This window comes from Micromonospora sp. NPDC048986 (assembly GCF_040649335.1).
GTDB lineage: Bacteria > Actinomycetota > Actinomycetes > Mycobacteriales > Micromonosporaceae > Micromonospora > Micromonospora alfalfae.
Genome location: NZ_JBEZFJ010000019.1, coordinates 1 through 25778, shown reverse-complemented (window position 1 = coordinate 25778; position 25778 = coordinate 1). Strand labels below are relative to the sequence as shown.

Genomic DNA, 25778 nt, shown 5'->3' with positions numbered 1-25778 from the left:
TGCCCGGCGTTCGTACTCCCGGTTGGCGGGACAGCCGACGGCCCTCCGACGCGTTAGCGTGTGCCCCATGTGCGGGAGGTACGCGACGACCCGGAGCTCCGGCGAGCTGAGCGCGCTGTTCGAGTCGTCCGACGACTCCGACGGCCTGGTCCGGGCGGACCACAACGTCGCGCCGACCGACAGGGTGCCGCTGGTCCGGGTCACCCCGCAGGGGCACCGCAGCCTCTGTGTCGGTCGCTGGGGTCTGCTGCCGCACTGGTCCCGGTCCGCCTCCGGCGCCGCCCGGATGATCAACGCGCGGGCGGAGACGGTGGCCACCAGCCGGGCGTACGCCGGTTCCTTCTCCCGTCGCCGTTGTCTGGTCCCGGCCGACGGCTGGTACGAGTGGGTGCGGCTGCCCGACGGCGGGCGACAGGCGTACTTCATGACTCCCCGGGACGGCTCGGTGCTCGCGTTGGCCGGCATCTGGTCGGTCTGGGAGTCCGACGCCGAGACCCGGCTCACCTTCAGCGTGCTGACCACGGCGGCGCTCGGCGACCTGGCCGAGGTGCACGACCGGATGCCGGTGCTGCTGCCGCCCGAGCGGTGGTCGTCGTGGCTCGCGCCGACCGACGAGCCGGGGCGGCTGCTCGCTGCGGCGTCGGCGGAGCAGTTGGCGGGGTTGGAGATCCGCCCGGTGGGTGCGGCGGTGGGAGACGTTCGTAACGACGGGCCACAGCTGACCGCGCGGGTGGCGGTGACGCCGCCGGTGTCACAGCAGGAGCTGACCCTGTTCTGACGCCGCGGTGCATCGTCGGCCGCCGATTTGCCAGGGTTCAGCGCGATTCGTCTCCTGGCTGTTCAGTCATGTTCCCGGCAGACCCTTGTCCCGGTGTTGCGAAGTGCGATAGAACACAGCGCCGGTAGTGGCTGTCGGTCCGCAGGGGGCGGACGACGTCCACAGATCTTGCCGGTCCCACGGGGGAGGTGGGTGGATGACACGGGCACGTATGCCGCGTCCGCACGAGGTGGCAGCGGCGCGGCGAGATCCGCGACTGCTGCGGGCCGTGCGAGAACGGCGACAGGACGACGCATGGCGCACCAGAGGAACCTGCCAGAGCGTCGATCCGGAGACATTCTTTCCGGCGCCGAACGAGCCGGCGGACGCCGCCGTCGCGCTGTGTCGCAGTTGTGACGTGCAGGGGTCCTGCCTGGCCTGGGCCCTCGACGTCGGTGACTGCCACGGCGTGTGGGGCGGCACCACGCCGCGGGAACGCCGGGCGATGCTGGTCGCCTGGCGCGGCGAGGTCGAACCCGATCCGGACGCCATCGACGACGCCGGCCCGCCGGTGCGCGATCGCCTGCTGGTCCTGGTCCCGCTGAGCTGATCGGCGGCCCGGTTCGCACCCGACGCCCGTCCGGCGGCGCAGAATAGGCCGGTGCCAGCCAGCAACGAGATCAACACCCCGCGCGGTCCGGCGTGGATCGACACCGACCTGCCGGTCCGCCCGGCCACCGCCCTGCTCGTCCTCGGGCACGGCGCGGGTGGCAGCGTCGACGCGCCCGACCTGCTCGCGGTCCGGGACGCGTCGGTGGCGGCCGGGCTGGCGGTGGTCCGGGTGACGCAGCCCTACCGGGTCGCCGGTCGACGTGCGCCGGCACCGGCAGGTCACCTCGACGAGGCCTGGACGGCGGTGCTCGCCGAGCTGCGCGACCGGCACGCCGACGTGCCGACGGTGGTGGTCGGTGGGCGCTCCAGCGGCGCACGGGTGGCCTGTCGGACGGCCCGTGCGGTGGGCGCGGTGGGCGTGCTCGCGTTGGCCTTTCCACTGCACCCGCCCGGCCGGCCGGAACGCTCGCGCGCCGCCGAACTGGGCACCGGCCTGCCGACGTTGGTGGTCAACGGCGACCGGGATCCGTTCGGGACGCCGGAGCCGGGACCGGCCGTGCAGGTGGTGAGCCGTCCCGGTGAGACGCACGACCTGCGCCGCGATCCGGCCGGCACCGCCGCCGCCGTGCGCGACTGGCTGGCCGTCCAGGGCTGGGCGGCCGGCTGATCCGTCGCGGCCGGCGCGCCGGGGCGACCGTTTCCGGCGCGGGCACGGGTCGTTGCATCCGTTGGTGCCGCCGGCCCGAGCAGGGCCGGTGACACCAGTCCTCCCAGGCCCTTCCTGGTCCCAGCGCCGGCCGCCGTCGGGGCCGGGACCAGGAACGGGGAGGGTCGGCCGGAATGCCCCAGTGGTCATCTCGCGTTACTACCCCCGGACGACTTTTCTGCGAGGGGGGTGACCGGTGCCAACCGAGACACGAAGCCTGGAACGGGACGAGCGGGACGCCCGGCAGCTGAAGCGGCTGCTGGATGGCCCGGAGTGGCCCGCGACGGCGGGACCGGGCGGGGTGGGTGCGGTGAGCACGGGCACACCGGCCGGAAGTGAATCTGCGGGCAGGTCCGTGCGCGTATCCTCGGCGGGAAAGCATCCGACGCGAGGGGATGTGCGGTTGACCACCGAGAAGACGGACGAGCGCAGGGCCCGATTCGAGCGGGACGCGATGCCATTCGTCGATCAGCTCTACGCTGCTGGGTTGCGGATGACACGCAACCCGGCGGATGCCGAGGATCTGGTCCAGGAGACGTACCTGAAGGCCTACGCGGCCTTCCACCAGTTTGAGCAGGGCACGAACCTCAAAGCCTGGCTCTACCGGATCCTGACCAACACCTACATCAACTCCTACCGCAAGCGGCAGCGCCAGCCGATTCAGGCGCCCACCGAGGAGATCACCGACTGGCAGCTCGCCGAGGCCGAGTCGCACACCTCCAGCGGGTTGCGCTCGGCCGAGACGGAGGCACTGGACCGGCTGCCGGACAGTGACGTCAAGGAGGCCCTCCAGCAGTTGCCGGAGGAGTTCCGCCTGGCCGTCTACCTCACCGATGTCGAGGGCTTCTCCTACAAGGAGGTCGCGGACATCATGGGCACGCCGATCGGCACCGTGATGTCGCGTCTGCACCGGGGCCGTCGTAATCTGCGCAAGCTGCTCGAGCGTTACGCGGGCGAGCGGGGCTTCAGTGCGGCCCGCTCGGCGAAGGGCTCGACCGCCGCTGCCGGCCGGGAGGTGTGACGTGAGCTGTGGGGAGCCGCACGAGACGGACTGCCGCGAAGTGCTCGCGGAGGTGTATCTCTACCTGGATCTGGAGTGCGCCGACGAGCGTCGCTCGCTGATCCGGCACCACCTGGACGAGTGCGGGCCCTGCCTGCGCGAGTACGGGCTGGAGCAGGAGGTGCGGGCGCTGGTGGCGCGTTGCTGTGGCAACGAGACCGCGCCGGATCAGCTGCGTGAGCGGCTGCGGGTCAAGCTCACCGAGTTGGTGGTCTTCGAGACCAGCGACTCCCGTGAGCTGGCCGACTGAGCGTCTGAGCTGGCAACACCGGTGGCCCGGGTCGATGTCGACCCGGGCCACCGGTGTACCCGGCCTCGGCCGGCTGAGCGGCGACGGGCGGTCGGCCCGTCGAGGTGTTCAGGAGTTGGGACGCTTGCCGTGGTTCGCGGCGCTCTTCTTACGAGCCTTCTTCTTCCGGGACTTCTTCGCCATGCTGACCTCCTCGTGATGGGTCGGATCCGTCCTGCGCACGACCTCGGCGCGGATGCGGCCACCGGCGGTCCGGCGTCGGGTCCGACCCGCTGATGGTAGTGCTGTCGACACCCGCCGCCTTCCCCAGGGCGGCCTGTCATCCCGGCTGCGCCGCTGCCCGCCCATCGCCGGTCGGCGCATGATTGGATACATCGGCAGGCACGTCGCGAAGAGGGAGGGCCTGGACATGGCCGAGGAGATCCGCGCCGAGATGGTGGCCAACGTCTGGAAGGTCGTCGCCACGGCGGGTGACACGGTGACCGAGGGCGACACCCTGGTGATCCTCGAGTCGATGAAGATGGAGATCCCGGTCGTCGCCGAGTCCGATGGTGTGCTCCAGCAGCTCGTCGTCAACGAGGGCGACGTCGTGCAGGACGGTGACCTGATCGCCGTGATCGCTTGACCGGGTTGCGGGTCCGTCCGGCCGAGTCGGTCGACTTCCCGGCGGTGGCCCGGCTGACGGTGGCCGCGTACGAGGCGGACGGCCAGCTCAAGGGCGAACACGGGTACGGCGAGGTGTTGGCCGACGTGTCGACCCGAGCCGCCAGCGGCGAGGTGCTGGTCGCTGTCGACGAGGTGACCGGGGCGGTGCTCGGCTCGGTCACGTTCGTGCTGCCGGGCACCCCGTTCGCCGAGCTGGCCGGGCCGGGCGAGGCGGAGTTCCGGATGCTCGCTGTCGACCCGGGCGCTCAGGGGCGGGGTGTTGGTGCCGCGCTGGTCGAGGCGTGTGTCGACCGGGCGACCGGGTCGGGTTGCACGGCGGTGATGATCTGCGTCCGGGCCGGGATGGCCGATGCGGCGCACCGGCTCTACTCGCGGCGTGGTTTCGTCCGGTCGCCGGAGAAGGACTGGTCACCGGCGCCGGGTGTGGACCTGCTCGGCCTGCGGTTGGAGCTGACGCGCGGCTGAGGCCGGCGACCGACGAGCCCGGACCGGCACGATCAGGCAGGGTCAGGCGTCGGGCTGCGTGCCGATGGCGGCCAGCAGTTCGTCGGCCACCTCCAGGGCGAGCTTGCGGCGTTCGTCGTCGCTGATGTGCGGCGCGCGGACCGCGAACCAACTGGTGTGCACCGCGAACAGCGACAGCGCGGCGCGCAGTTGGGCGGCGGGGGAATCGTCTCCCCGGCAGAGCGCCTCGGCCAGCTCCATCATCCGACCGCGCATCTTCTGCCCGGAGGAGAGGCTCTTGAGCGCGGTCTGGTTCTGCTCGAAGAAGCGCATCACCGACGGCTGGGTGCCGTCGAACATCGTGTCGGCGTACCGGGAGATCAGCTCGCGTCGGGTGGCCAGGGTGGCGGGTTGGGTGGCGGCCCAGGCGGTCAGCGCGTCCATCCGCTCCAGCCGGTCCTCGACGAAGCTGGCGACGATGTCGTCCTTGCTCTTGAAGTGGTAGTAGAGCGCGGCCTTCGTGACGTTGAGGCGCTCGGCGATTTCCCGGAGCGAGGTCTTCTCGTACCCCTGCTCGGTGAAGAGTTCGAGCGCGACGGCCTTGATCCGTTCCCGCGTTCCGCCGCCTGTGCTCTCGCTCACGCACACCCTCCAAATGGCTTGACCGTTGCTTGTACCCAACTTACCGTGCGGCTAGTAAGGTGACTAGCCGGGCGGCAAGTAAGTACGGCAATCTTCGGGGGGAGCTTACCCATGACTCAGGCAACCCAGGCCGGCACGCGACCCAACAACATCCGGGTCGTGCTGTTCGGGCTGATGATCGCGATGATGCTCGCGATGCTCGACAATATGATCGTCAGCACCGCGTTACCGCGGATCGTCGGCGAGTTCGGCGGGCTCAACCACTTCACCTGGGTGGTTACCGCGTACGTTCTGGGCACCACCGTCTCGACCCCGATCTGGGGCAAGCTCGGTGACCTCTACGGCCGCAAGTCGGTCTTCCTGACCTCGGTCGTCGTCTTCCTGGTCGGCTCCGCCCTCTGTGGCATGGCCGGCTCCGGGATGCTCGGCGGCCCAGAGGACGGCATGGTCCAGCTCATCGCCTTCCGGGCCGTGCAGGGCCTTGGCGCCGGCGGCCTCATGGTCGGCGTGATGGCGATCATCGGTGACCTGGTCCCGCCCCGCGAGCGCGGGCGCTACCAGGGCATGATCGCCGGCATCATGGCCATCGCCATGGTCGCCGGCCCGCTGGCCGGCGGATTCATCACCGACCACCTCTCCTGGCGCTGGGCGTTCTACGTGAACCTGCCGCTGGGCGGAATCGCGCTGCTCGTCCTGATCACCACCATGCACCTGCCGAAGTACCGCACCGAGCACCGGATCGACTGGCTCGGCGCCGGGCTGCTCTCGGTCGGCATCACCGCGATCGTGCTCATCACCACCTGGGGTGGCAACGAGTACGACTGGACCTCGCCGCAGATCCTCGGCCTGGCAGTGCTGGCCGTCGTCGCGTTGGTGGCGTTCGGCCTGGTGGAACGCCGGGTCCAGGAGCCGATCCTGCCGCTGGCGCTCTTCGCCAACCGCAACTTCGCGCTGATCTCGGTGATCGGCTTCCTGCTTGGCTTCGCGATGTTCGGCGCGATGAACTTCCTGCCGCTCTACCAGCAGACGGTGCAGGGGGCGTCGGCCACCAACAGCGGTCTGCTGCTGCTGCCCCTGATGTTCGGCATGCTTGTCGTCTCGCTGGTCATCGGCCGGGCGATCACCCGCAACGGCAGATACCGGGCGTACCCGATCATCGGTGGCGTGGTGATGACAGCGGGCATGGCGCTGCTGTCCATGCTCGACACCGACACCAGCAAGCTGATGTCCTCGATCTACATGATCGTGCTCGGCGTCGGCATGGGCTTCCTCATGCAGACGTCGATGCTGATCGCGCAGAACAGCGTGGAGCAGAAGGACCTCGGCGCGGCCAGCGGCGCGGCCACCTTCTTCCGGTCGATCGGCGGTTCGTTCGGCATCTCGCTGTTCGGCGCGATCTTCGCCAACCGGCTGGCCAGCTCCGAGGGCGGTCGGGCCTTCGGTGGCGGCGAGGCCGGCGCCGGGATGGACCTGGAGAAGCTCAAGGAACTGCCCGCCCAGGCGCGCGAGGCGGTGCTCGGTGGTCTCTCCGACGCCATCTCGCACGTCTTCCTCTGGGCGGTGCTGTTCACCATCGTGATCCCGGTGCTCGCCTGGTTCATCAAGGAGATCCCGCTGCGCACCGCGAACGAGGCGCCGCCGCAGGCCACCCCGGAGGAGGACGCCGAGGTCGCCCTCGGCAAGGCCCCCGTCGCCTGACCCAACCCCAACCCCCAACCCCCAACCCCCGCGATCTTGCACTTTGTGCGCGTGCATAAACCCTGTTTCCGACAAAACGGCGACAGTAAGTGCAAGATCGCGGGGGTGGCGGGGTTCGCGGGTTCGCGGGTTCGCGGGGGAGTCAGCGGCGGATCAGGCGTTGCCAGAGGCGGCGCAGGGGGTTGCGGGGGCGGGGAAGCCCGGGGGAGTGGGCGGCCAGCAGTTCGCTGGCCAGTGCCGCTGTCGCCGGATCCAACTGCGGGGCGGCGAGTGCCAGGTGAGCCAGCGAGGCAGCGATCGGGACCGGTCGGCTCCGCGCCACGGCAGCCGCGTCGGCCAACCGCTCCGCCACCACCCGAGCCACGTCCGACCGCACCGAGGGGTCCACCCAGGCGGCGGTGACCAGGGCGAACAGCGCCGCCTCGGTGACCCAGTCCTCGACGCCCCAGATCAGGTCGAGCAGCACCCGCCGCCGGGTACTGCCCTCCCACGGCTCGTCGGTGCGGTGGTGCAGCAGCCCCAGGCAGGCCCACACCTGCACTCCACGGACCCAGACCGACGGGTCGTGGGCCGCCAGCAGCCGACCCACCGCGTTGGCCGGCGCCGCCGGCGGATGCACCAGCAGGCCGAGCAGGTCGCCAAGCTCGAGGCCGGCCAGACCCACCGCCGCGTCGTACGCCGCCGGTGGGTGTGCCCACGCCGGGTGGGCTATCTGCCCGATCCGTTCGACAGCCGTCGCCGAGGGCGCCGCCAGTGCGGGCGTCGGGACCGTGTCCGCGTAGTGCCACAACCGCTGAGCGGACTCCCGCCGGGGCTCGCGCGGGTCGGGTTCCGGTGCGCCGACGACCTCGATCCGCAGCCCGGGGGCGGTGGAGATCGCCGTTCCGACCGCGCTCGGCGGGGCGGCGGCCGGTAGGCGTACGGCACCGCCGAGACCATTGTCGTCATCGGCCACCGCCTGGCGCATCGCGTCGACAAGGGGACCACCGGCCGGGGTGAGTTGGCCGAGCCAGGGTCGACCTCGGCAGCACTGGGCCAGGTCGCCGTGCTCGTGGCTGTCGTCCGGGTGGTCCCGCACGAAGTCGGCGAGCGCGACAAGGTGGGCGAGGTCGCCGTCGCGCAGGTGCCGTAGGCGGTGGGCGGTGTGCACCGCGCAGTCGAACGACGGATCGCGCGCCAGCGCCCGCTCGGTCCACTCCAACGCCTCGTCCAGCCGGCCGATCTCGGCCAGGGTGCCGGCGATGTCCGCGTAGATCGCCAGGTCGTCGGGGTCCAGCTCGACGGCCCGACCGAGGGCCGCGAGGCCGTCGCGGGTCCGGCCCGAGCTGCGGTACGCGTACCCGAGCCACACCTCGCCCATCTTCGAGGGCTGTGCGCGTACCCCTCGGGTGGCCCAGCGGACCGCCAGCTCGACCTCGCCGAGACGCCGGGCCAGCGCGGACGCCGCGCCCAGCAGCAGGCCGTGTTCGGGGTGCACGGTGGCGGCGTTGCGGGCGAGCGTGAGGTACGGGGTCAGCGGGGCCCGCCCGATCCGCGGCACCGGGTCGGGCAGTGCGGCGCAGACCTGCATGAGGACGCGGGCGATGTGCTCCGGTTCCAGTCGTTCGGCCAGCTCGGGCGCGGTGACCCAGGGCACGCCGGCCCACTCGGTGCCGGGCGCGTACGACGTCGCAGCGGCCAGCAGCTCCAGCCCTTCGGCGGGGCGTCCGGCGGTGGCGAGGAGGTGGGCGCGGGCGACGACAGCACCGACGAAGGTGTGGTGGTTGATCGGGAAGAGGTCGAGGCCGCCGCCGCTCGTCGCGGCGAGCCGGGCCAGCGTCTCGTGCACCTCCGGCAGGGTGGGGGCCTGCGCCAACGCGCCGGCGAGGTGGCCGGCGGCGTGGTGCAGGTCGCCCTCGTCGAGTGCCAGCCGGGCCAGCGCCAGCTCCTCCGTCGCGGAGAGCGCGGGATCATCCGTTCCCTCGGGCACGTCGTCCTCTCGTGGCAGTTAGACCGGGTGCAACGGGTAAAGCTTAGTTGATATTGACATCAACTGGTGATCATCTGCGCAGTCCTGCTCGTTCAATTGCTGAGATACGCTCAAAAGTGCAAGACTGAGCAAAAATCGCGCGGCAATCGCGCAGGGGAGGGGTTTCCGTGACACGTGCAGGGGCTGGAATGGCCGCCGACATCGACGAGCAGCCGGCTGGCTACGCACGCCTGCTCTCCGCCGCCAACGCCGCCGAGATCGCCCGGGTGGCGGCGGTCATCGCGGAGCGTCGGCCACGGCACGTGGTCTTCACCGCACGGGGCACCTCCGATCACGCGGCGCTCTACGGGGCCTACCTGACCGAGATCCGGCTCGGCCTGCCCGCCGGGCTGGCCTCGCCCAGCGCCGTCACCCTGTTCGGGGCCCGCCCCGACCTCTCCGACGCGCTCGTCGTCGGGGTCAGCCAGAGCGGCGGCTCGCCCGACCTGGCCGAGGTGCTGCGCGCAGCCCGAGCCTCCGGCGCGCTGACCCTCGCGGTGACCAACGCCCCCGACTCGCCGCTTGTCGACGTGGCTGAGCTGAGCGTCGACATCGCCGCCGGGCACGAGCGGGCGGTGGCCGCCACCAAGACGTACACCGCCGAGCTGCTGGCCCTGCTGATGCTGGTGGAGGGGATCCGGGCCGGCGACGGCGTGCTTCCGAAGGCCGAACGGGACGCGCTCGACGCACTGCCCGAACTGGCCGCCCGCACCCTGGCCGACGGCACCCCGGCCCAGCTCGCCCCGCGCTACCGGTTCGCCCGTCAGCTGGTCACCACCGGCCGGGGCTACGCCTACCCCACCGCCCGGGAGGCAGCGCTGAAGCTGATGGAGACCTCGTACCTGCCGGCGCTCGCCTTCTCCGGCGCCGACCTGCTGCACGGCCCGCTCGCGATGACCGACCCGGAGGTCCCGGTGCTCGCCGTTGTCGGTTCCGGCCCCGGCGGCCGGTCGATGGGTGAGGTGCTGCCCCGCCTCGGCGAACGCCGCGCCGACGTCGTGGTGGTCGGCTCCGCCGACGTGCCGGGCGCCACCCGGCTGGCCGTTCCCGAGGTCGACGAGCGGTACGCCCCGCTGCTGGACATCCTGCCGATGCAACGGTTGGCCCTGGCCCTGGCGCTGACCCGAGGCGAGGACCCGGACGCGCCGCGCGGGTTGAAGAAGGTCACCGCGACGATGTGAGGCGCGGCGTGGCACCCTGGTCACCGTGTCCACGCTGCGCGACCTCGCCGAGGAGCACACCCATCTCCGACCGGCCGACATCGACCACCTGCACCGGATCGCCGGCGACTGGCAACTGCTCTCCGATCTGTCCTTCGCTGACCTGCTGCTCTGGGTGCCGGTCGACGCCGACGGCACGTTCCTCTGTGTCGCCCAGGTGCGCCCGACCACCGCACCGACCGCCTACCAGGACGACCAGGTGGGTCGGATCGTCGGCGGGCCGGAGGTGGCCCACCTGGGGGTGGCGTACTCCCAGGGTCGGATCTGGCGCGAGGGCGACCCGGTCTGGTACGGCGACGTGCCGGCCCGACACGAGGCGATCCCGGTCCGGCTGCGCACCGTCGAGGGGGAGGCCGGCGAGGTGATCGCCGTGGTCGGGCGGGACACCAACCTCTCCACCGCGCGTACGCCCAGCCAACTGGAGCTCAACTACCTCACCACCGCCGACGACCTGGCGCAGATGATCGCCGACGGCACCTTCCCACCGCCGCGGCATCCGGGCGAGACCACCTCCGCCCCCCGGGTCGGCGACGGCCTGGTCCGGCTCGACGCCGGCGGCAAGGTCACCTACGCCAGCCCGAACGCGCAGTCCGCGTACCGCCGGCTGGGCTACGCCTCGCACCTGGTGGGGGAGGACCTGGCCGCGTTGCACCGCCGGTTGGCCGGTGACCCGCTGGACGGCACCGAGGCCTCGAACGGCATCCTGGCCGCGCTGCGCGGTGAGGCGCCACCTCGCCGGGAGATCGACGCACGAGGCGCCACGATGCTCACCCGGGCGCTGCCGCTGATGCCGGCCGGGGTGCCGATCGGAGCGTTGGTGCTGGTCCGGGACATCACCGAGGTCCGTCGCCGGGACCGGGCACTGATCACCAAGGACGCCACCATCCGGGAGATCCACCACCGGGTGAAGAACAATCTCCAGACGGTGGCCGCGCTGCTGCGGTTGCAGGCCCGCCGGGTGGCGATGCCGGAGGCCCGGGTCGCCCTTGAGGAATCGGTCCGTCGGGTCGCCTCGATCGCCCTGGTGCACGAGACACTCTCGATGTCCAGCGACGAGGCGGTGGAGTTCGACGGCATCGTCGACCGGGTGGCCAGCGCGGCGACCGAGGTCGCGGCGACCGAGGTGAGCGTCGGCATGCGCCGGCGGGGCAGCTTCGGCGTACTGCCGGCGGAGATCGCCACCTCGTTGGTGATGGTCCTCAACGAGTTGCTGCTCAACGCCGTCGAGCACGGCTTCCCGCCGTCCGACGAGACGGAGCAGGCCCCGGTGGCCTCCGCCTCCGGCATGGTGCCGGTCGCCGCCCCCGAGGTGGACCCGTCGCTGCGGCCCGAGGTGGTGGTCTCCGCGCACCGGTTCCGCAAGATGCTGCACGTCTCGGTGACCGACAACGGGCGTGGCCTGCCGCCGGACTTCGACGCCGAACGCGGCAGCCGGCTCGGCCTCCAGATCGTCCGGGCCCTGATCACCGGGGAGCTGCGCGGCACCATCGAACTGCGCGCCGGCGCCAATGGCGGCACCGAGGCCATGCTGGTCGTCCCGCTGGCCCGCAACACCCACGACGGCCGCTCGCAGCCCTGACCGCCGCGCGCGTCGTCCGGCGTGGCGGCGCGTTCGCCGTCTCACGGGGTCGCCGGTCGTAGCCTCCGGCGTTCTGCCGAGGTGGCAACCGGGATGTGTCAGCGGTCGGGGCGGCTGGTCAGCAGGGCGACGGTGAGGCCGGGGCGCTGCCAGACCTGGGCGACTGTGAAGTCCGTGCGCAGCGCGTCGCCCTTGGCGCCGGACACGGCGGCCAGCGGCTCGGGGTGCCGGCCGGAGACGACGAGCCAGACCCGAGGCGTGCCGGCCAGGCACCGCGCCGGTTGGGGGCACTCGGCGGCCCACAGGTCACCGCGGCGCACCTCGTCCTCGGTGACCAGCACGTCACGTGGCGGGTCGCCGAGGTGGTACTCGATACCAAGGTCGAGGAAGAGCCAGCTGTGCCGGGGCGCGTAGACCACCGCGTCCCCCGGGCGTTGGCCGTCGGCGATCACCCGCGCCGCCCCCGCGTAGTCCACCGGCGCGCTGCGCGGCCACTCGTGGGTCCGCCGCAGCGCGGCCTGGTCGGGTAGGCCGAGCAGCCCGGCCAGCACCACCACGACGAGCGCGGCCGGTGCGGCAACGGCGGCCAGCGCCGCGCCGGCCAGCAGGCAGGCGAAGGGCACCACGAAGACCAGGTACCGGGGCACCCACAGCGGTACGACAGTGCCCGCGGCGAAGAGCAGCAGCACGGGCAGCAGCACCGCGCCGACCGGCAGCAGGGCGCGTCGCCCGAGCCGGGCCGCGCCGAGCGCCGCGACCCCGAGCAGCAGGCCACCGACCACACTGCTCTGGGTGACGCCGCCGGGCAGCGCGGTCAGGTCGTCCAGCCGGGCCAGGTGGACCCAGTCCAACTGCCGGGACTGCTGGGTCCGGGCCTTGACCAGCAGCGGGCCGACCAGCAGCGCGACCGGCACCACGGCGACCAGCCATCGCCACACCCGTCGGTCCCGCTCGACAGTGGGGTGGTCTCGGCTGGCGGTGGGGTGGTCTCGGCTGGCAATGGGGTGGTCCCGGGTGGCGACGCCGGCCGCGGCTGGGCCGCGCCACCAGGCGATGAGGACGACCAGCGCGTGGGCGGCGAGCAGTGTGAGTGCGATCAGGTGAATGAGCCCGAGGGCGACGACGGCGACGGCGTAACCGGCCCACCGGGCCCAGCTCGGTCGACGCAGCGCGGTCACCAGCAGCAGTGTGGCGAGCACGGTGAGCATGGTGGCCAGCGCGTACGGGCGGGCCTCCTGCCCGTAGCGGGAGGTGCCGGGGAGCACCGCGAACAGCAGCCCGGCGAAGAGACCGCCGCGCCGGTCGACGAGCCGTGCCCCGAGCACGGCGAGCAGCCCGGCGGCCACTGTCATCGCCAGCACCGCCGGCACGCGCAGGGCGATCGTGGAGTCGCCGAAGACCCTGGTCCAGACGTGCATCAGCAGGTAGTACGGCCCGGTGGCGGCGTCGATGGTGCCGGCCAGCCGGAGCAGGTCGCCGGGCGAGCGGGTGGCCGCGCTCCACGTCGCCAGCTCGTCGCGCCAGAGCTGGGCGGAGCCCAGCCCGGTCACTGTCACCGCCACTGTCAACAGCGCCGGGGGGAGCCAGACCGGCAGGCGGCGCAGGTGCTCCCACGCCGCCCCGGCCGACCTCTCGGACAATTGCCCCACGGTCCGAGCCTGCCACGGCCACCCCCCGCGCGGGCGTCAGCCGGCCGCAGGTGGTGGGCGCCAGGCGGGCATCACGTCGTTCGGGCGGGCGGTCTTCGCCGGATCACGCTCCACCAGTTCGTCGAGCACGGCGTCGATCCGGGCCATCAGCTCGTCGTCGAGCCGTACCGTGGCGGCCTTGGCCGTCTCGATGAGCTGCTCGGGCCGGGACGCGCCGACGATCGCGCCGGCCACCGTCGGCCGGCGCAGCACCCAGGCCACCGCCAACTGGGCCATCGTGCAGCCGGCGGCCTCGGCGACCGGCCGGAGCTGGCGTACCCGGGAGAGCAGCAGATTCGAGGAGTAGCGGGCGATGAACGGGCCACCGAAACCGTCGGTGGCCCGGGAGCCGGCGGGTGGACGTCGGCCCGGCTCGTACCGACCGGTCAGCACGCCCATCGCGAGCGGCGACCAGGCGAGCTGGCCCAGGCCGAGGTCGGCGCAGGCGGGCGACACCTCGGCCTCCACGACCCGCCACAGCATGGAGTACTGCGGCTGGTTGGCGATGAACGGGATGTGCAGCTCGGCGGCGAGTCGCAGGCCCGCGCGCAGCTGCGGGGCGGTCCACTCGGAGGCGCCGACGTAGAGCACCTTGCCCTGGCGGACCAGGTCGGCGAAGGCGAGCATCGTCTCCTCCAGCGGCACGCTGTCGTCGTGCCGGTGTGCCTGGTAGAGGTCGAGGTAGTCGGTGCCCAGCCGGCTCAGCGAGGCGTGGCAGCCCTCGATGACGTGCTTGCGGGACAGCCCGGCGTCGTTGGCTCCCGGCCCGACCGGCAGGCACACCTTCGTGCACAGCTCGATCGAGCTGCGCCGGACGCCGCTCAGCGCCTTGCCCAACGCCTCCTCGGCCCGACCCTGGGCGTACCGGTCGGCGGTGTCGAACGTGGTGATGCCCGCATCCAGGGCGGCGGCCACGCACGCGGCCGCCGCGTCGTCGTCGAGCTGGTTGCCGTGGGTGACCCAGTTGCCGTACGCGACCGCGCTGACGCGCAGGCCCGACCGGCCCAGTTGCCTGTACTCCATGACGAGAATCGTCGGGCCGCCCCGCGCTGTCGCCGAACCGTTCGAACGTGGTCGAATCCGTGGGTGATCGAGGTTCGGTTCTCGCCTGACGATCTGAGCCGGGTCCGGTTCGTGCACTCGCCCCTGGCCGAGCTGGTGGCCAGCTCCTGGGCGTTACGCAAGCCGGAGAAGTACTGGATGCACCGTCCGTGGCGGCAACGCGCGGAGCGGCTGCTGCCGGACGCCGGCCTGGAACCGCTGTTGGCGGTGCTCAGGTCGTCCAACGGTTACGTGCCGGATTTCCTCACCCCGATCGGAGTGGCACCGAACCTGGCCGCCGAGCTGCGGGCGGTCGCCGGCACCGACCCGTCCCGGATGCGCCGGCAACTGGAGCGGGCCGGCGCACCCCGGCTGGCCCCGGACGAGTTGGTCGCCCAACTCCACAGGTACTTCACAGTGCTGATCGCACCGGACTGGCCCCGGCTGCGGGCGCTCGCGCTGGCCGACATCCGGCGGCGCACGCTGCTCGCCGCCGAGCAGGGCGGTCGTACCCTGCTGCGCGAGGTGCACCCGTTGATCCGCTGGGACGGCGCGGCGCTGCGGGTCGCCGTCGGCACGACAGTGCCGGCCGACCTGGACGGGCGTCCGTGGACGCTGCTGCCCACCGCGTTCTCCGGGCCGACTGTGCACGCGATCATGGAGGGCGACGCCGGGCCCGCCCTCTGCTATCCGCCCACCGGACTGGGCGGGCTGTGGGATTCGCCCCCGCCCAGCGCGGCGCTGGGCGCGCTGCTCGGCGGTACCCGGGCGGCGGCGCTGTCCCTGCTGGACTCGCCGCTGAGCACCGGCGAGGTGGCCGCGATGCTGGGTCTCGCACCGGCGACGGCGTCGCACCACCTCACCACGTTGCGGGACAACGGCCTGATCGCCGGCGTACGACAGGGGCGGGTGGTGCGTTATGCCCGAACTATCCTCGGTGACCAGCTGGTCGGCTGAGCCTCGGCCCGTGATGTGGGATCCAGCACGTGGACATTGGCCGGCCCCCTTGGGGTGTGGCAGCATGGGCCCATGACCGCCGCAGTCGTCCGCCGCTTCGTGGCACGTCGCCACGTCGATTACGGCCGCGTGCGCAGCGCGATCTGTCCGGCCTACTGACGACGCCCGACCAATCCGTCTCGGGCGCGCTCCGCGCCGGCTGTCTCAGACACCGTTGTCCCGCCCGCTTAGCCGGGCCGGCCGCCGCGCCCCGCGTGTCCCGAGGCACAGCAGACAACGGAGGACGCCGCGATGGCGGTCAGCAGCATCCCGGCCCGTTCCGAGGACCCGACGGCTCGCCCGACCCGAGCGCCGCGCCGGCCACGGGGTGAGGGTCAGTGGGCGCTCGGCCACCGCGAGCCGCTCAACCCCAACGAGCGGATCAAGAAGGACGACGACCCGCTCAACGTCCGGGCCCGCATCGAGACCATCTACGCGCACCGCGGCTTCGCCTCCATCGACCCGCAGGACCTGCGGGGCCGGTTCCGCTGGTGGGGCCTCTACACCCAGCGCAAGGCGGGCATCGACGGCGGGCGCACCGCCGTGCTGGAGCCGCACGAGCTGGAGGACGAGTTCTTCATGCTCCGGGTCCGCATCGACGGCGGGCAGCTCAGCCTGGCCCAGCTGCGGGTGATCGCGGACATCTCCCGGGAGTTCGCGCGGGACACCGCCGACATCACCGACCGGCAGAACATCCAGTACCACTGGATCCGGGTCGAGGACATGCCGGAGATCTGGCGTCGGCTGGAGTCCGTCGGTCTGCAGACCACCGAGGCGTGCGGCGACTGCCCACGGATCGTGCTGGGCAGCCCGGTCGCCGGGGTGGCCCGCGACGAGCTGCTCGACCCGACTCCCGCGATCGACGAGATCGTCTCCCGGTACGTCGGCGACAAGCAGTTCTCCAACCTGCCCCGCAAGTTCAAGACGTCGATCTCCTGGCTGGTGGACACCCCGTACGAGTCGAACGACATCGCCTTCCTCGGTGTCGACCACCCGGAGCACGGGCCCGGCTTCGACGTCTGGGTCGGCGGGGGCCTGTCCACCAACCCGATGCTCGCCAAGCGGCTCGGCGTCTGGGTGCCGCTGGCCGAGGTGCCGGACGTGTGGGCCGGGGTGGTCGGGATCTTCCGCGACTACGGCTACCGCCGACTGCGCAACCGGGCCCGGTTGAAGTTCCTGGTGGCCGACTGGGGTGTGGAGCGCTTCCGCGAGGTCCTGGAGAAGGACTACCTCGGTCGGACGCTGCTCGACGGCCCGGCGCCGATCCTGCCGTCGAAGCCGGTCGACCACGTGGGCGTGCACGAGCAGGCCGACGGGCGGCACTACGTGGGCGCCGCTCCGGTGGTCGGGCGGGTCTCCGGCGCGCAGCTCAGCCAGTTGGCCGACGTGGTCGAGGCGCACGGCAGCGACCGGGTGCGGCTCACCCCGTACCAGAAGCTGCTGGTGCTCGACGTGCCGTCGGAGCGGACGGAGTCGCTGATCGACGCGCTACGCGGGATCGGTCTGGAGGCCCGGCCGTCGGCCTGGCGGCGCGGCACGATGGCGTGCACCGGCATCGAGTACTGCAAGCTCGCCATCGTCGAGACGAAAGCCCGCGGCGAGGAGTTGGTGGCCCGGCTGGAGCAGCGGCTGCGCGACTTCGACGCGGACATCTCGATCCACATCAACGGCTGCCCGAACGCGTGCGCACGCACCCAGGTGGCCGACATCGGGCTCAAGGGTCAACTGGTGGTCGGACCGGACGGCCAACAGGTCGAGGGCTTCCAGGTGCACCTGGGCGGCGGGCTGGGCATGGCCCAGGGGCAGACCGCCGGTTTCGGCCGCAAGCTTCGCGGCCTGAAGACCACCGCCGACGAACTTCCGGAGTACGTGGAAGGGCTGGCCCGTCGCTACCTGGCCGGTCGGAGCGAGGGCGAGACGTTCGCCAACTGGGTGATCAGAGTCGACGAGGAGGAACTGCGGTGAGCAGCGAGAACCGAGCGGCACCTCTGTACTGCCCGTACTGCGGCGAGGAGGACCTGCGGCCGCACGAGGCGGGTCACGGCGCGTGGGAGTGCCACGCCTGCACCCGGGTCTTCTCGGTGAAGTTCACCGGGTTGCTGAGTCGGGCGGTGATCTCATGAGTCTCGTCTCGGCCGCCAGCCTGCGCCTGGTGGGCCCGGGCGGCTCGACGCCGGCCGACCCGGCCCGGCGCGACCCGGACGAGCTACGGGCCCTGGCCGAGCAGGCCGCTCGGGACCTGGAAGGCGCACCGGCACTGGAGATCGCCCGCTGGGCGGCGCAGACCTTCGGTGAGCGGTTCTGCGTGACCAGCTCGATGGCCGACGCCGTGCTGGCGCACCTGGTCTCCCGGGTGGCCCCCGGGGTGGACGTGGTCTTCCTCGACACCGGCCTGCACTTCCCCGAGACGCTGCGGGTACGCGACGAGGTCGCCCGGACGCTGCCGGTGAACGTCCGGTCCATCCGGCCCCGGCTCACCGTCGGCCAGCAGGACGGCCAGTACGGCCCCCGGCTGTTCAACAAGTCGCCGGACGACTGCTGCCAGTTGCGCAAGGTGGAGCCGTTGGAGCGGGCGCTGACCGGGTACGACGCCTGGGCTGCCGGGCTGCGCCGGGACGAGTCGCCGAGCCGGGCCAACACACCTGTGGTGACCTTCGACGCGCGTCGGGGCAAGGTCAAGGTCAACCCGATAGCGGCCTGGTCGCAGAAGGACGTGGACTCCTACATCGCCCGGTTCAACGTGCCCGTCAACGAGCTGTTCAAGCAGGGTTACGGGTCGATCGGCTGCTGGCCGTGCACCCGCCGTACGAAGGCCGGCGAGGACGCGCGGGCCGGCCGGTGGGCCATGTTCGAGAAGACCGAGTGCGGGCTGCACGTCTGACCTCCCCGGCGACGCCCCTGACCGGCCTCGGTGCGGCTGGCGGGGCGGACCCGGTGGTCCTGGTCGCGCACGGCAGCCGTGACCCGCGGGCGGCCGATGCCACCCGGGCGCTGGCTCGGGCGGTGTCGGCGGCCCGGCCGGGCACACCGGTGTGGGCGAGTTGGCTGGACCACACCGAGCCGGGGCCGACCGAGGTGCTGCGCGACCTGGCCGTGGCCGGTCACCGCCGGGCGGTGCTCGTGCCGTTGCTGCTGACCGCCGCGTACCACCATCGGGTGGACATTCCGGCGGCGGTCGCCGCGGCGGCGCGGTCCGGGCCACAGCTGTCGGTACGGGTGACCGATGTGCTCGGCCCGGCGGACGACACGCCCGATCCGGGGCTGCTGGCCGGGCTGTGCCGACGGCTGGGTGAGACGCGTCCGGGTCGTTTCGACGCGTTGGTGCTGGCCGCCGCGGGCACCCGGGACGCGCGGGCGCGGCGATCGGTGGGCCGGGTCGCCGACGCGCTCGGTGTGGAGTTCGGGGTGCCCTGCCGGGTGGCGTACGCGTCGGCGGCTCCACCGGCTGCCGGTGTGGCGGTGTCCCGGTTGCGGGCGTCCGGCGCGCGCCGGGTGGCGGTGTCCGCGTACTTCCTGGCGCCGGGGTTGTTCCACGACGCGGTGACCGAGGCGGCCGGGGCGGCGGGTGCGGTGGCGATCGCCGCGCCGTTGACCGACGCGCCGGAGTTGGTCGAGTTGGTGTTGCGTCGGGTCGATGACCGGCCGGTGCTGGCGTCCACCGGCTGACCCGTGCCGGCACTGTGTGTTCCGGTGCCGGACAGCAGCACGCCCCGGCGGGCGGACCCACCGGGGCGTACGGCTGTGTGTTGGGAATCAGGCGGAGTGAGCGCGCAACACCCGGAGACCGCCGCGCCGCTTGACGGCGCGCCGCTCCTCTTCGCTCATTCCGCCCCAGACGCCAGCGTCCTGACCTGACTCGAGTGCCCACTGCAGGCACTGGTCGGTCACGGAGCAGCGCCTGCAGACGGCCTTGGCCTGCTCGACCTGCAGGAGAGCCGGACCGGACGTCCCGATCGGGAAGAACAGCTCCGGGTCCTCGTCACGGCAGACACTATGGTGACGCCAGTCCATGGCGGCAACACTCCTCATTCTGGATGGGTGGCAACAATTGCTTGGTCGTGCTTTTCCTATATGCATCCGCGTGCCGATGGTGACAGTTAGCGTCCGTCCATTCGGCAGTGCGTGAGCAGGCAGTTAGCGCCCGGGGACCTGCTGGAACAGCTCAACCTGCCGAGCATATCCAGGCACTGTCCCGGTAACTCAAGTTCGCTTGTGAATACTTTCACGAACAGTCGTGATGTCAAGGGTGACGCTCGGAAAAACTCCGGGCGGTGAGCAAGACCACAACCCATTTGTCCGGATACCAGTGCTTTCCTGGTTACCCGCCGTGCCACAGTCGAGGATCAATATAGTACAGTCCGCGTGACATTGCTGACATTTCCGGCACCTGTCTTCGGTGTGGCGGCGACCGTGTCGGCCGGTTGTGGCCACCGCTTCGACCAAGGGCAGTACCCGAGACCTAGCAGATTACTCTCAGTGCGGCCGGAACGGAGGTGAATCTGACTTTCTCCCGCTCGCCGAGATAGTCCCCGTCGAGCTGGAACGCCTGCGGACGGCTGGAGACCAGCGTGAACTCCGCCGTGTCATGGAGTCGTAACACCTGCCGGCCGCGTGGATCCGGTTGCCGGGACAGGAACTGCGTCACTGTCCGTGTTGTGCTAGCCACCCGGAGCTGACGCAACGCCAGCACATCCAGCCCGAGATCGAACGACGCCGCCGGGTTCGGGTTGACCTCCCGGTCGCCCAGGTACGTCCACGGTGCCGTGTTCTGGATGATGACGGTGGCCAGCTCGGCCTCCGCCGGCTCACCCGGGCGCTCCAGGACGATCGCCGGGTGCCGCCGGTCCGAGGCGAAGAAGTACTGATTCATGATCGAACGCAGATAGAGCGACGGCGTGGAGACCCGACCCTTCCGCCGGGCCTGCTCCACCCGGTGGATCACCGCGGCGTCCAGGCCGAAGCCGGCGCAGAAGGTGAAGTAGCGGTCGTCGGCGAGGCCCAGCCCCACCGTCCGGCTCCGGCCCAGCCGCAGCCCCTCCAGGATCATGCTGGTCGCCTCCGGCCACTCCCGGGGCAGACCCACAGCACGGGCGAACACGTTCGTCGAGCCACCGGGGACGGTCGCCAACGCGGGCAGTCGCTCGGCCATCGGCGCGTCGCCGGCGCGAGTCGGCGGTTCGGCAGTCATAAGGCCGTTCACCACCTCGTTCACAGTGCCGTCGCCACCCAGGGTGACGACCAGGTCGACGCCCTCAGCGGCTGCCTCCCGGGCCAGCGCCACTGCGTGTCCACGGCGACGGGTGTAGCGCACACTGAGATCGACTTCGCTGCGCAGCGCCCGGACGAGCACGTCCCGGCTGCGTTCGCTGGTGGTGGTGGCCTTCGGATTGACCACCAGGACGGCCCGCATGGGCGGCACTGTACCTTCCGGCAGCCCGGGTATCGTGGCGCGCGTGACCATCGACTCGGACCCGATCCCCGTCACGCTCCGCTGGGCGGTCCGGCTGCTGTGGGCGGAGGCGGCCGTCGTCGGGCTGATCGCCGTCTGGCTGGTCTGGGCCGACCTCACTGCCACCCGCACCGACCTGCTGGCGGCATTGCTGGTGACCGTGTTCGCCATCGGGGCGGCCGTCGCGCTCTGGGCCCTGGGTCGCGCGCTGCTACGCCGTCAGGCGGGCGCACGGGCCCCCGCGATAGTGCTCCAGCTGATGCTGCTGCCGATCGGATGGTTCATGATCCAGGCCGGCCTGGGCTGGCTGGGCGTGCCGCTGATGGCGCTCGGCCTGGGCGTGGCCTGGCTGCTGATCTGCCCTCCGACGACCCGCGCCCTCGGCTTCGAGTGACAGCGCCGGTGGGCCGGCTCGGTCAGTAGCCGCCGGAGCGGCGGGTGAGCAGCGCGATCGTGGCCCGATCGCCGGCGGAGGTCGCGGACGCCGAGGTGGTCAGCGCGGTGAGCACCTTCCAGGCGAAGGACGACTCGGCGGGCAGCGTGGCACCGCGCACTGTCGGCACCGTCACCTCGACTGTCAGCGCGTCCTCGGTGACCGCGAAGCGGCACTCCAACTCGGCGTCGCGGGTGGCGATGGCGAGCAGCATGGCGCACGCCTCGTCGACAGCGATCCGAAGATCCTCGATCTCGTCGAGCGCGAACTGCAACCGGGCCGCGAGACCGGCGGTGGCGGTGCGGAGCACGCCGAGGTAACCGCCGTCGGCAGGCACAGTGAGGTGCACCACGTCGTCGTCGGTCGCTGCCTGGCCAGTCAGTTGAGTCACGCCTCATCCCCCCGGTCGGGGACTCTACCCGGTCAGTCGCCCATACGCGTGCCGGCGGTGGCGGCGTGCTCGGCCAGCTCGCGGAGCGCGGCGTCGCTGAGCCGGTAGGGAACCCACTCGCTCATCTGTTCGGCGCCGACCGAGGCGTAGAAGCCGGCGGCCGGATTCCAGTCGATCATCGACCACTCGAGCCGCTGGTAGCCGCGTCGTACGCAGATGTCGGCCAGCGCGGCGAGCAACAGTCGACCGGCGCCGGTGCCCCGCGCGGCCGGCCGGACGTAGAGGTCCTCCAGGTGGATGCCGTGCACGCCGGCCCAGGTGGAGAAGTTGAGGAACCACAGCGCGAAGCCGACCGGCTCGTCGTGCTCGTCGACCGCGACGTGCCCGAAGAGCGCCGGAGCGGACGTACCACCGCTCCGGCTCGGCGCGTCTGGCGGCACGCCGCGACCTGGGGGAGCAGTAGCGAACAGGGCCGAGGTCAACTGCTCGGTGGTGAGGTGGCACTGCTCCGGGGCGCGCTCGTACTCGGCCAACTCGTGCACCATGGCGACGACGGCCGGCACGTCCTCGGGACGTGCCGGCCGGATCGTCGGGATGACCGCAGAGGTCACGCCTTCTTGGTCTCCCAGAAGATCTTCGAGATCTCGTCGATCTTCGCGAGCAGCTTGTCGGCGGTGGCCGGGTCGAGGCTGCCCTTGACGCCACCGGCGCCGGCGAGCTTGGTGGCCTCGTTGAACAGGCTGTGCAGGTTCGGGTACTTCTCGAAGTGCGGCGGCTTGAAGTAGTCGGTCCACAGCACCCAGAGGTGGTGCTTGACCAGCTCGGCGCGCTGCTCCTTGATGATGATGGCGCGGGTGCGGAACTCCGGGTCGGTGTTCGACTGGTACTTCTCGCAGATCATTTTGACCGACTCGGCCTCGATCCGGGCCTGAGCCGGGTCGTAGACACCGCACGGCAGGTCGCAGTGAGCGCTCGCGGTGACGCGGGGCGCAAGGATGCGCGGAAGTCGCATCGGGATCCTCCATGGGAAGTTTGCGATGATCAAAGGCGACATTACTCCTGGGGATGCTCCCCGAACCGGCTGGAGGTGAAACCAGTGGTCGCCGATCACCCGGCTGAGGTGCCCCGGTTGCGGAGGCCGCTGACCGCCGTGCTGGTGACCGGCCCGTCCATGGCCCCGACCCTGCGACACGGCGACGCGGTGTTGGTCCGTCCCGGCGGCCGTCCGATCCGAGCCGGCGACGTGGTGGTCGCGGTCTTCCGGACCCGGCCCGATCTGCTGGTGGTGAAGCGTGCGGTCCGGCCGCAGGACGGCGGCTGGTGGCTGCGCGGCGACAACGACCTGATCACCGATGACTCCCGGGCGTACGGGGTGGCCGACGTACGCGGACGGGTGGTGGCCCGCTACTGGCCGCGCCCCGGACGGGTACCTCGTCGTCAGTTATGACCCTGCTCACATCCGGGGGGTGGTGCCGACACTATGCTCGGAAAGTGCCCGGGTGACCCCCCGCACCGCGTGCCACAGCTCGCCGCCCACCTCGCGGCGGGGCCGGCCGCCTCACATCTGCTCGACAGATCCTGGAGTCACCACCATGTCTTCGTCCACCGTGGACCCCGCTGATCCCGTCTTCCTGCTGCACCGGGGCGGCAAGATGGCCGTCACCTCGACAGTGCCGCTCACCAGCCGGGAGGACCTCTCCCTGGCGTACACCCCGGGGGTGGCCCGGGTGTGTGAGGCGATCGCCGCCGACCCCGCCCTGGTCGACGAGTACACCTGGGTGTCGCACACGGTCGCGGTGGTCACCGACGGCTCGGCGGTGCTCGGGCTGGGCAACATCGGTCCCCGGGCCGCGCTGCCGGTGATGGAGGGCAAGGCGGTGCTGTTCAAGCAGTTCGCCGGGGTGGACGCGGTGCCGGTCTGCCTGGACACCCAGGACGTGGACGAGATCGTCGCGGTGGTGCGGGCGCTGGCCCCCTCGTTCGGTGGGATCAACCTGGAGGACATCAGCGCGCCGCGTTGCTTCGAGATCGAGCGTCGGCTCGACGAGGCGCTGGACATCCCGGTCTTCCACGACGACCAGCACGGCACTGCGATAGTGGTGCTGGCCGCGCTGCGCAACGCCGCGATGTTGCTCGACCGCAAGCTCGGCGACCTGCGGGTGGCGGTGAGTGGCGCGGGCGCGGCCGGCGTGGCCGTGACGAAGATGCTGATCGCCGGGGGCGTCAACCCCGACCAGGTGGTGGTCTGCGACTCCAAGGGGATCATCGGCCGGCACCGCACCGAGCTGACCGGCACCAAGGCCGAGCTGGCGGCGAGCACGAACGCCGACGGCCGCCACGGCGACATCACCGAGGCGTTGCGCGACGCGGACGTGCTGGTCGGGGTCTCCGGCGGGCAGATCCCCGAGGCCGCGGTGGCCGGGATGGCACCCGGCGGGATCGTGTTCGCGCTGGCGAACCCGACCCCCGAGGTGCACCCGGAGGTGGCCGCCCGGCACGTCGCGGTGGTCGCCACCGGGCGCAGCGACTACCCCAACCAGATCAACAACGTGTTGGCCTTCCCCGGGGTGTTCCGCGGCGCGCTGGATGCCGGTGCCACCCGGATCACCGAGGCGATGAAGGTCGCCGCCGCGGACGCCATCGCCGGTGTGGTGGCGGAGTCCCTGACCGCCGACGCGATCGTCCCGTCCCCGCTCGACCCGCGCGTCGCGCCGGCCGTGGCCGAGGCGGTCGCCGAAGCCGCCCGCCGCGACGGCGTCGCCCGCCGGTAGGCGCACCCGTCGCCCGCCGGTAGGCGCACCCGTCGACCGGGGCGCACCGGCGGCGCCGGTGAGCGCACGGGTGGGCTGGGGGCGATCCGGCGCGGTGTGCGCCCGCCGGCCTGCGCGCACAGCTTCTTAACGAGCGCTCAGCTTGTTACCGTGCCGATCATGCGTGCTGCCTTTGCCTCCCGTTTCGACGACGCCGACCCGCTCGCCGCGCTCACCGTCGGCGAGCGGCCCGAGCCGACCCCTCCGGCCGACGACTGGGTGACCGTGCAGTTGCGGGCCACCTCGCTCAACCACCACGACCTCTGGTCGCTGCGCGGGGTGGGTCTCACCGAGGCCCAGCTGCCGATGATCCTCGGCTGCGACGCGGTCGGGTTGGACCCGGAGGGCCGCCCGGTGGTCGTGTACCCGGTGGTCGTCACACCGGGTGACCCGCGCGGGGTTTCCATCCTCTCCGAGCACTTCGCCGGGACGCTCGCCGAGCGGGTGGCCGTACCCCGATCGAATCTGATTCCGCTGCCCGACGGCATGGCGGCGACCGACGCGGCCTGCCTGCCCACGGCCTGGCTGACCGCGTGGCGGATGCTGACCACGAAGGGCCGCGTCGCGGACGCCGACAGCGTGCTGGTCCAGGGCGCTGGCGGCGGCGTGGCCACCGCGGCCGTCGCGCTCGCCGTCGCGATGGGCAAGCGGGTGTACGCGACCAGCCGCGACGCCGTCAAGCGGGACCGGATCTCGGCCCTCGGCGCCATCGCCGTGGAGCCCGGTGCCCGGCTGCCGGAGCGGGTGGACGTGGTGATCGAGACGGTCGGCGCGGCCACCTTCGACCACTCGCTGAAGTCGGCAGCGCCGATGGCCCGGATCGTGGTCTCCGGCGCGACCGCCGGGCACGAGCCATCTGTCAACCTGCGCCGGGTCTTCGCCATGCAACTGGAGATCCTGGGCACCTCGATGGGCACGCCCGGCGAGCTGTACGAGCTGCTGGCGTTCTGCTCCGACAACGAGGTGCGCCCGGTGGTGGACAGCGTCATCCCGTTCAGCCGGGTCGAGGACGCCTTCGCTCGACTGCACTCCGGGGACGCCTTCGGCAAGGTCGTCATCGACCACACCGCCTGACGCATGCCGCGCCGCGCCGCGGCGCCGGCCGCGCCCCGCCCCGCCCTCAAGATCGCGCAACATCATGGAAATAGTGGTCTCCGCGTCGTCGGAGGCCACTATTTCCTGGTTAAAGCGCGATCTTGGGCGGCGCGGGCAGCGCGGGCGGCGCGGGCGGCGCGGGCGGGCGGCGTGGGTCGACGGCGTCCGCACCCCGTTCGGCAAGGCGGGTGGCATGTACGCCAACACCCGCGCCGACGACCTGGTGATCCGCT

Annotated in this window: 29 protein-coding genes; 20 read left to right on the top strand and 9 right to left on the bottom strand. The window is 71.8% G+C overall.

The window, feature by feature from the left end; translation table 11 throughout:
• The first annotated feature begins 67 nt into the window (after positions 1-67).
• From AB0B94_RS29845 to AB0B94_RS29815, 7 genes are all read left to right on the top strand, one after another.
• Positions 68-778 carry an SOS response-associated peptidase gene (locus AB0B94_RS29845; protein WP_357288031.1) on the top strand — a complete coding sequence of 237 codons (711 nt, stop codon included), beginning with the start codon at positions 68-70 and terminating at the stop codon, positions 776-778.
• A 196-nt stretch (positions 779-974) separates the two neighbouring features.
• Positions 975-1367 (top strand): WhiB family transcriptional regulator, encoded by a 393-nt coding sequence (locus tag AB0B94_RS29840; protein WP_238668196.1) that lies wholly within the window; start codon positions 975-977, stop codon positions 1365-1367.
• 51 nt (positions 1368-1418) lie between these two features.
• Entirely contained in the window at positions 1419-2036 is a 618-nt protein-coding gene (locus AB0B94_RS29835; protein WP_357288026.1) for an alpha/beta family hydrolase, read from the top strand.
• Positions 2037-2271: 235 nt separating this feature from the next.
• A complete protein-coding gene (locus tag AB0B94_RS29830) occupies positions 2272-3096 on the top strand; it encodes a sigma-70 family RNA polymerase sigma factor (RefSeq protein WP_112583674.1) in 825 nt (274 codons plus the stop codon).
• A 1-nt stretch (position 3097) separates the two neighbouring features.
• Positions 3098-3385: a mycothiol system anti-sigma-R factor gene (gene rsrA / locus AB0B94_RS29825; RefSeq protein ID WP_030490399.1), complete on the top strand. Its 288-nt coding sequence runs from the start codon at positions 3098-3100 to the stop codon at positions 3383-3385.
• A 403-nt stretch (positions 3386-3788) separates the two neighbouring features.
• Entirely contained in the window at positions 3789-4010 is a 222-nt protein-coding gene (locus AB0B94_RS29820; RefSeq protein ID WP_181518367.1) for a biotin/lipoyl-binding carrier protein, read from the top strand.
• On the top strand, positions 4007-4516 hold the full coding sequence (locus tag AB0B94_RS29815) for a GNAT family N-acetyltransferase (RefSeq protein ID WP_357288021.1): 510 nt from the start codon (positions 4007-4009) through the stop codon (positions 4514-4516). Before AB0B94_RS29820 ends, AB0B94_RS29815 begins: the two co-directional genes overlap by 4 nt.
• A gap of 42 nt (positions 4517-4558) precedes the next feature.
• On the opposite strand, the gene AB0B94_RS29810 is transcribed toward AB0B94_RS29815, so the two are convergent.
• A complete protein-coding gene (locus AB0B94_RS29810) occupies positions 4559-5143 on the bottom strand; it encodes a TetR/AcrR family transcriptional regulator (protein ID WP_238668192.1) in 585 nt (194 codons plus the stop codon).
• A gap of 105 nt (positions 5144-5248) precedes the next feature.
• Here AB0B94_RS29810 and AB0B94_RS29805 point away from each other — a divergent pair, with 105 nt between their 5' ends.
• A complete protein-coding gene (locus AB0B94_RS29805) occupies positions 5249-6835 on the top strand; it encodes an MDR family MFS transporter (protein WP_238668191.1) in 1587 nt (528 codons plus the stop codon).
• A 142-nt stretch (positions 6836-6977) separates the two neighbouring features.
• Here AB0B94_RS29805 and AB0B94_RS29800 read toward each other — a convergent pair whose 3' ends face one another.
• Positions 6978-8804, bottom strand: a complete 1827-nt coding sequence (locus AB0B94_RS29800) for a tetratricopeptide repeat protein (protein ID WP_357288016.1) — start codon at positions 8802-8804, stop codon at positions 6978-6980.
• Positions 8805-8992: 188 nt separating this feature from the next.
• Between AB0B94_RS29800 and AB0B94_RS29795 the strand changes: the two genes are divergently transcribed.
• Positions 8993-10024, top strand: coding sequence for an SIS domain-containing protein (locus AB0B94_RS29795; protein ID WP_357288013.1), 1032 nt, complete (start codon positions 8993-8995; stop codon positions 10022-10024).
• A 25-nt stretch (positions 10025-10049) separates the two neighbouring features.
• Positions 10050-11642: a histidine kinase N-terminal domain-containing protein gene (locus tag AB0B94_RS29790; protein WP_357288009.1), complete on the top strand. Its 1593-nt coding sequence runs from the start codon at positions 10050-10052 to the stop codon at positions 11640-11642.
• Between the two features lie 98 nt (positions 11643-11740).
• Here AB0B94_RS29790 and AB0B94_RS29785 read toward each other — a convergent pair whose 3' ends face one another.
• Positions 11741-13291, bottom strand: coding sequence for a glycosyltransferase family 39 protein (locus AB0B94_RS29785; RefSeq protein WP_357288006.1), 1551 nt, complete (start codon positions 13289-13291; stop codon positions 11741-11743).
• A 36-nt stretch (positions 13292-13327) separates the two neighbouring features.
• Positions 13328-14353, bottom strand: a complete 1026-nt coding sequence (locus tag AB0B94_RS29780) for an aldo/keto reductase family protein (RefSeq protein WP_357288001.1) — start codon at positions 14351-14353, stop codon at positions 13328-13330.
• A 63-nt stretch (positions 14354-14416) separates the two neighbouring features.
• Between AB0B94_RS29780 and AB0B94_RS29775 the strand changes: the two genes are divergently transcribed.
• The 5 genes from AB0B94_RS29775 to AB0B94_RS29755 all read left to right on the top strand — a co-directional run bounded on the left by AB0B94_RS29775 (position 14417) and on the right by AB0B94_RS29755 (position 19033).
• Positions 14417-15328: an ArsR family transcriptional regulator gene (locus AB0B94_RS29775; protein WP_357287998.1), complete on the top strand. Its 912-nt coding sequence runs from the start codon at positions 14417-14419 to the stop codon at positions 15326-15328.
• 291 nt (positions 15329-15619) lie between these two features.
• Positions 15620-17332 (top strand): nitrite/sulfite reductase, encoded by a 1713-nt coding sequence (locus AB0B94_RS29770; RefSeq protein WP_357287995.1) that lies wholly within the window; start codon positions 15620-15622, stop codon positions 17330-17332.
• Positions 17329-17490 (top strand): hypothetical protein, encoded by a 162-nt coding sequence (locus AB0B94_RS29765; protein ID WP_357287992.1) that lies wholly within the window; start codon positions 17329-17331, stop codon positions 17488-17490. Before AB0B94_RS29770 ends, AB0B94_RS29765 begins: the two co-directional genes overlap by 4 nt.
• A complete protein-coding gene (locus AB0B94_RS29760; protein ID WP_091406068.1) occupies positions 17487-18248 on the top strand; it encodes a phosphoadenylyl-sulfate reductase in 762 nt (253 codons plus the stop codon). Before AB0B94_RS29765 ends, AB0B94_RS29760 begins: the two co-directional genes overlap by 4 nt.
• 17 nt (positions 18249-18265) lie before the next feature.
• Complete coding sequence (locus tag AB0B94_RS29755) at positions 18266-19033, top strand: CbiX/SirB N-terminal domain-containing protein (protein WP_357288263.1); 768 nt, start codon at positions 18266-18268, stop codon at positions 19031-19033.
• Between the two features lie 87 nt (positions 19034-19120).
• Here AB0B94_RS29755 and AB0B94_RS29750 read toward each other — a convergent pair whose 3' ends face one another.
• Both AB0B94_RS29750 and AB0B94_RS29745 read right to left on the bottom strand, forming a co-directional pair.
• A complete protein-coding gene (locus AB0B94_RS29750) occupies positions 19121-19378 on the bottom strand; it encodes a WhiB family transcriptional regulator (protein WP_088950012.1) in 258 nt (85 codons plus the stop codon).
• 448 nt (positions 19379-19826) lie between these two features.
• The gene (locus AB0B94_RS29745) at positions 19827-20777 is read right to left on the bottom strand and encodes a diacylglycerol kinase family protein (protein WP_091406065.1); all 951 of its coding nucleotides are present in this window, start codon (positions 20775-20777) and stop codon (positions 19827-19829) included.
• Positions 20778-20820: 43 nt separating this feature from the next.
• On the opposite strand from AB0B94_RS29745, the gene AB0B94_RS29740 reads away from it, so the two are divergent.
• Positions 20821-21210, top strand: coding sequence for a hypothetical protein (locus AB0B94_RS29740; protein ID WP_124853891.1), 390 nt, complete (start codon positions 20821-20823; stop codon positions 21208-21210).
• A gap of 22 nt (positions 21211-21232) precedes the next feature.
• Here AB0B94_RS29740 and AB0B94_RS29735 read toward each other — a convergent pair whose 3' ends face one another.
• From AB0B94_RS29735 to sodN, 3 genes are read right to left on the bottom strand one after another with little or no spacing between them, the layout of a single operon-like run.
• Positions 21233-21640, bottom strand: coding sequence for an ATP-binding protein (locus tag AB0B94_RS29735; RefSeq protein ID WP_357287985.1), 408 nt, complete (start codon positions 21638-21640; stop codon positions 21233-21235).
• Between the two features lie 32 nt (positions 21641-21672).
• Positions 21673-22251: a GNAT family N-acetyltransferase gene (locus AB0B94_RS29730; RefSeq protein ID WP_357287982.1), complete on the bottom strand. Its 579-nt coding sequence runs from the start codon at positions 22249-22251 to the stop codon at positions 21673-21675.
• Positions 22248-22652, bottom strand: coding sequence for a superoxide dismutase, Ni (gene sodN, locus AB0B94_RS29725; RefSeq protein WP_030336684.1), 405 nt, complete (start codon positions 22650-22652; stop codon positions 22248-22250). The genes AB0B94_RS29730 and sodN overlap by 4 nt, the downstream gene beginning before the upstream one ends.
• Positions 22653-22736: 84 nt before the next feature.
• Here sodN and AB0B94_RS29720 point away from each other — a divergent pair, with 84 nt between their 5' ends.
• The 4 genes from AB0B94_RS29720 to AB0B94_RS29705 form a co-directional block, all read left to right on the top strand.
• Positions 22737-23087 carry a S24/S26 family peptidase gene (locus AB0B94_RS29720; RefSeq protein WP_238677854.1) on the top strand — a complete coding sequence of 117 codons (351 nt, stop codon included), beginning with the start codon at positions 22737-22739 and terminating at the stop codon, positions 23085-23087.
• Positions 23088-23232: 145 nt separating this feature from the next.
• Positions 23233-24411, top strand: coding sequence for an NADP-dependent malic enzyme (locus AB0B94_RS29715; protein WP_238668179.1), 1179 nt, complete (start codon positions 23233-23235; stop codon positions 24409-24411).
• A gap of 150 nt (positions 24412-24561) precedes the next feature.
• Positions 24562-25524 carry a zinc-binding dehydrogenase gene (locus tag AB0B94_RS29710; RefSeq protein WP_112583659.1) on the top strand — a complete coding sequence of 321 codons (963 nt, stop codon included), beginning with the start codon at positions 24562-24564 and terminating at the stop codon, positions 25522-25524.
• Between the two features lie 73 nt (positions 25525-25597).
• On the top strand, positions 25598-25778 hold a 181-nt coding region (locus tag AB0B94_RS29705), incomplete at its 3' end, for a hypothetical protein (protein WP_357287975.1).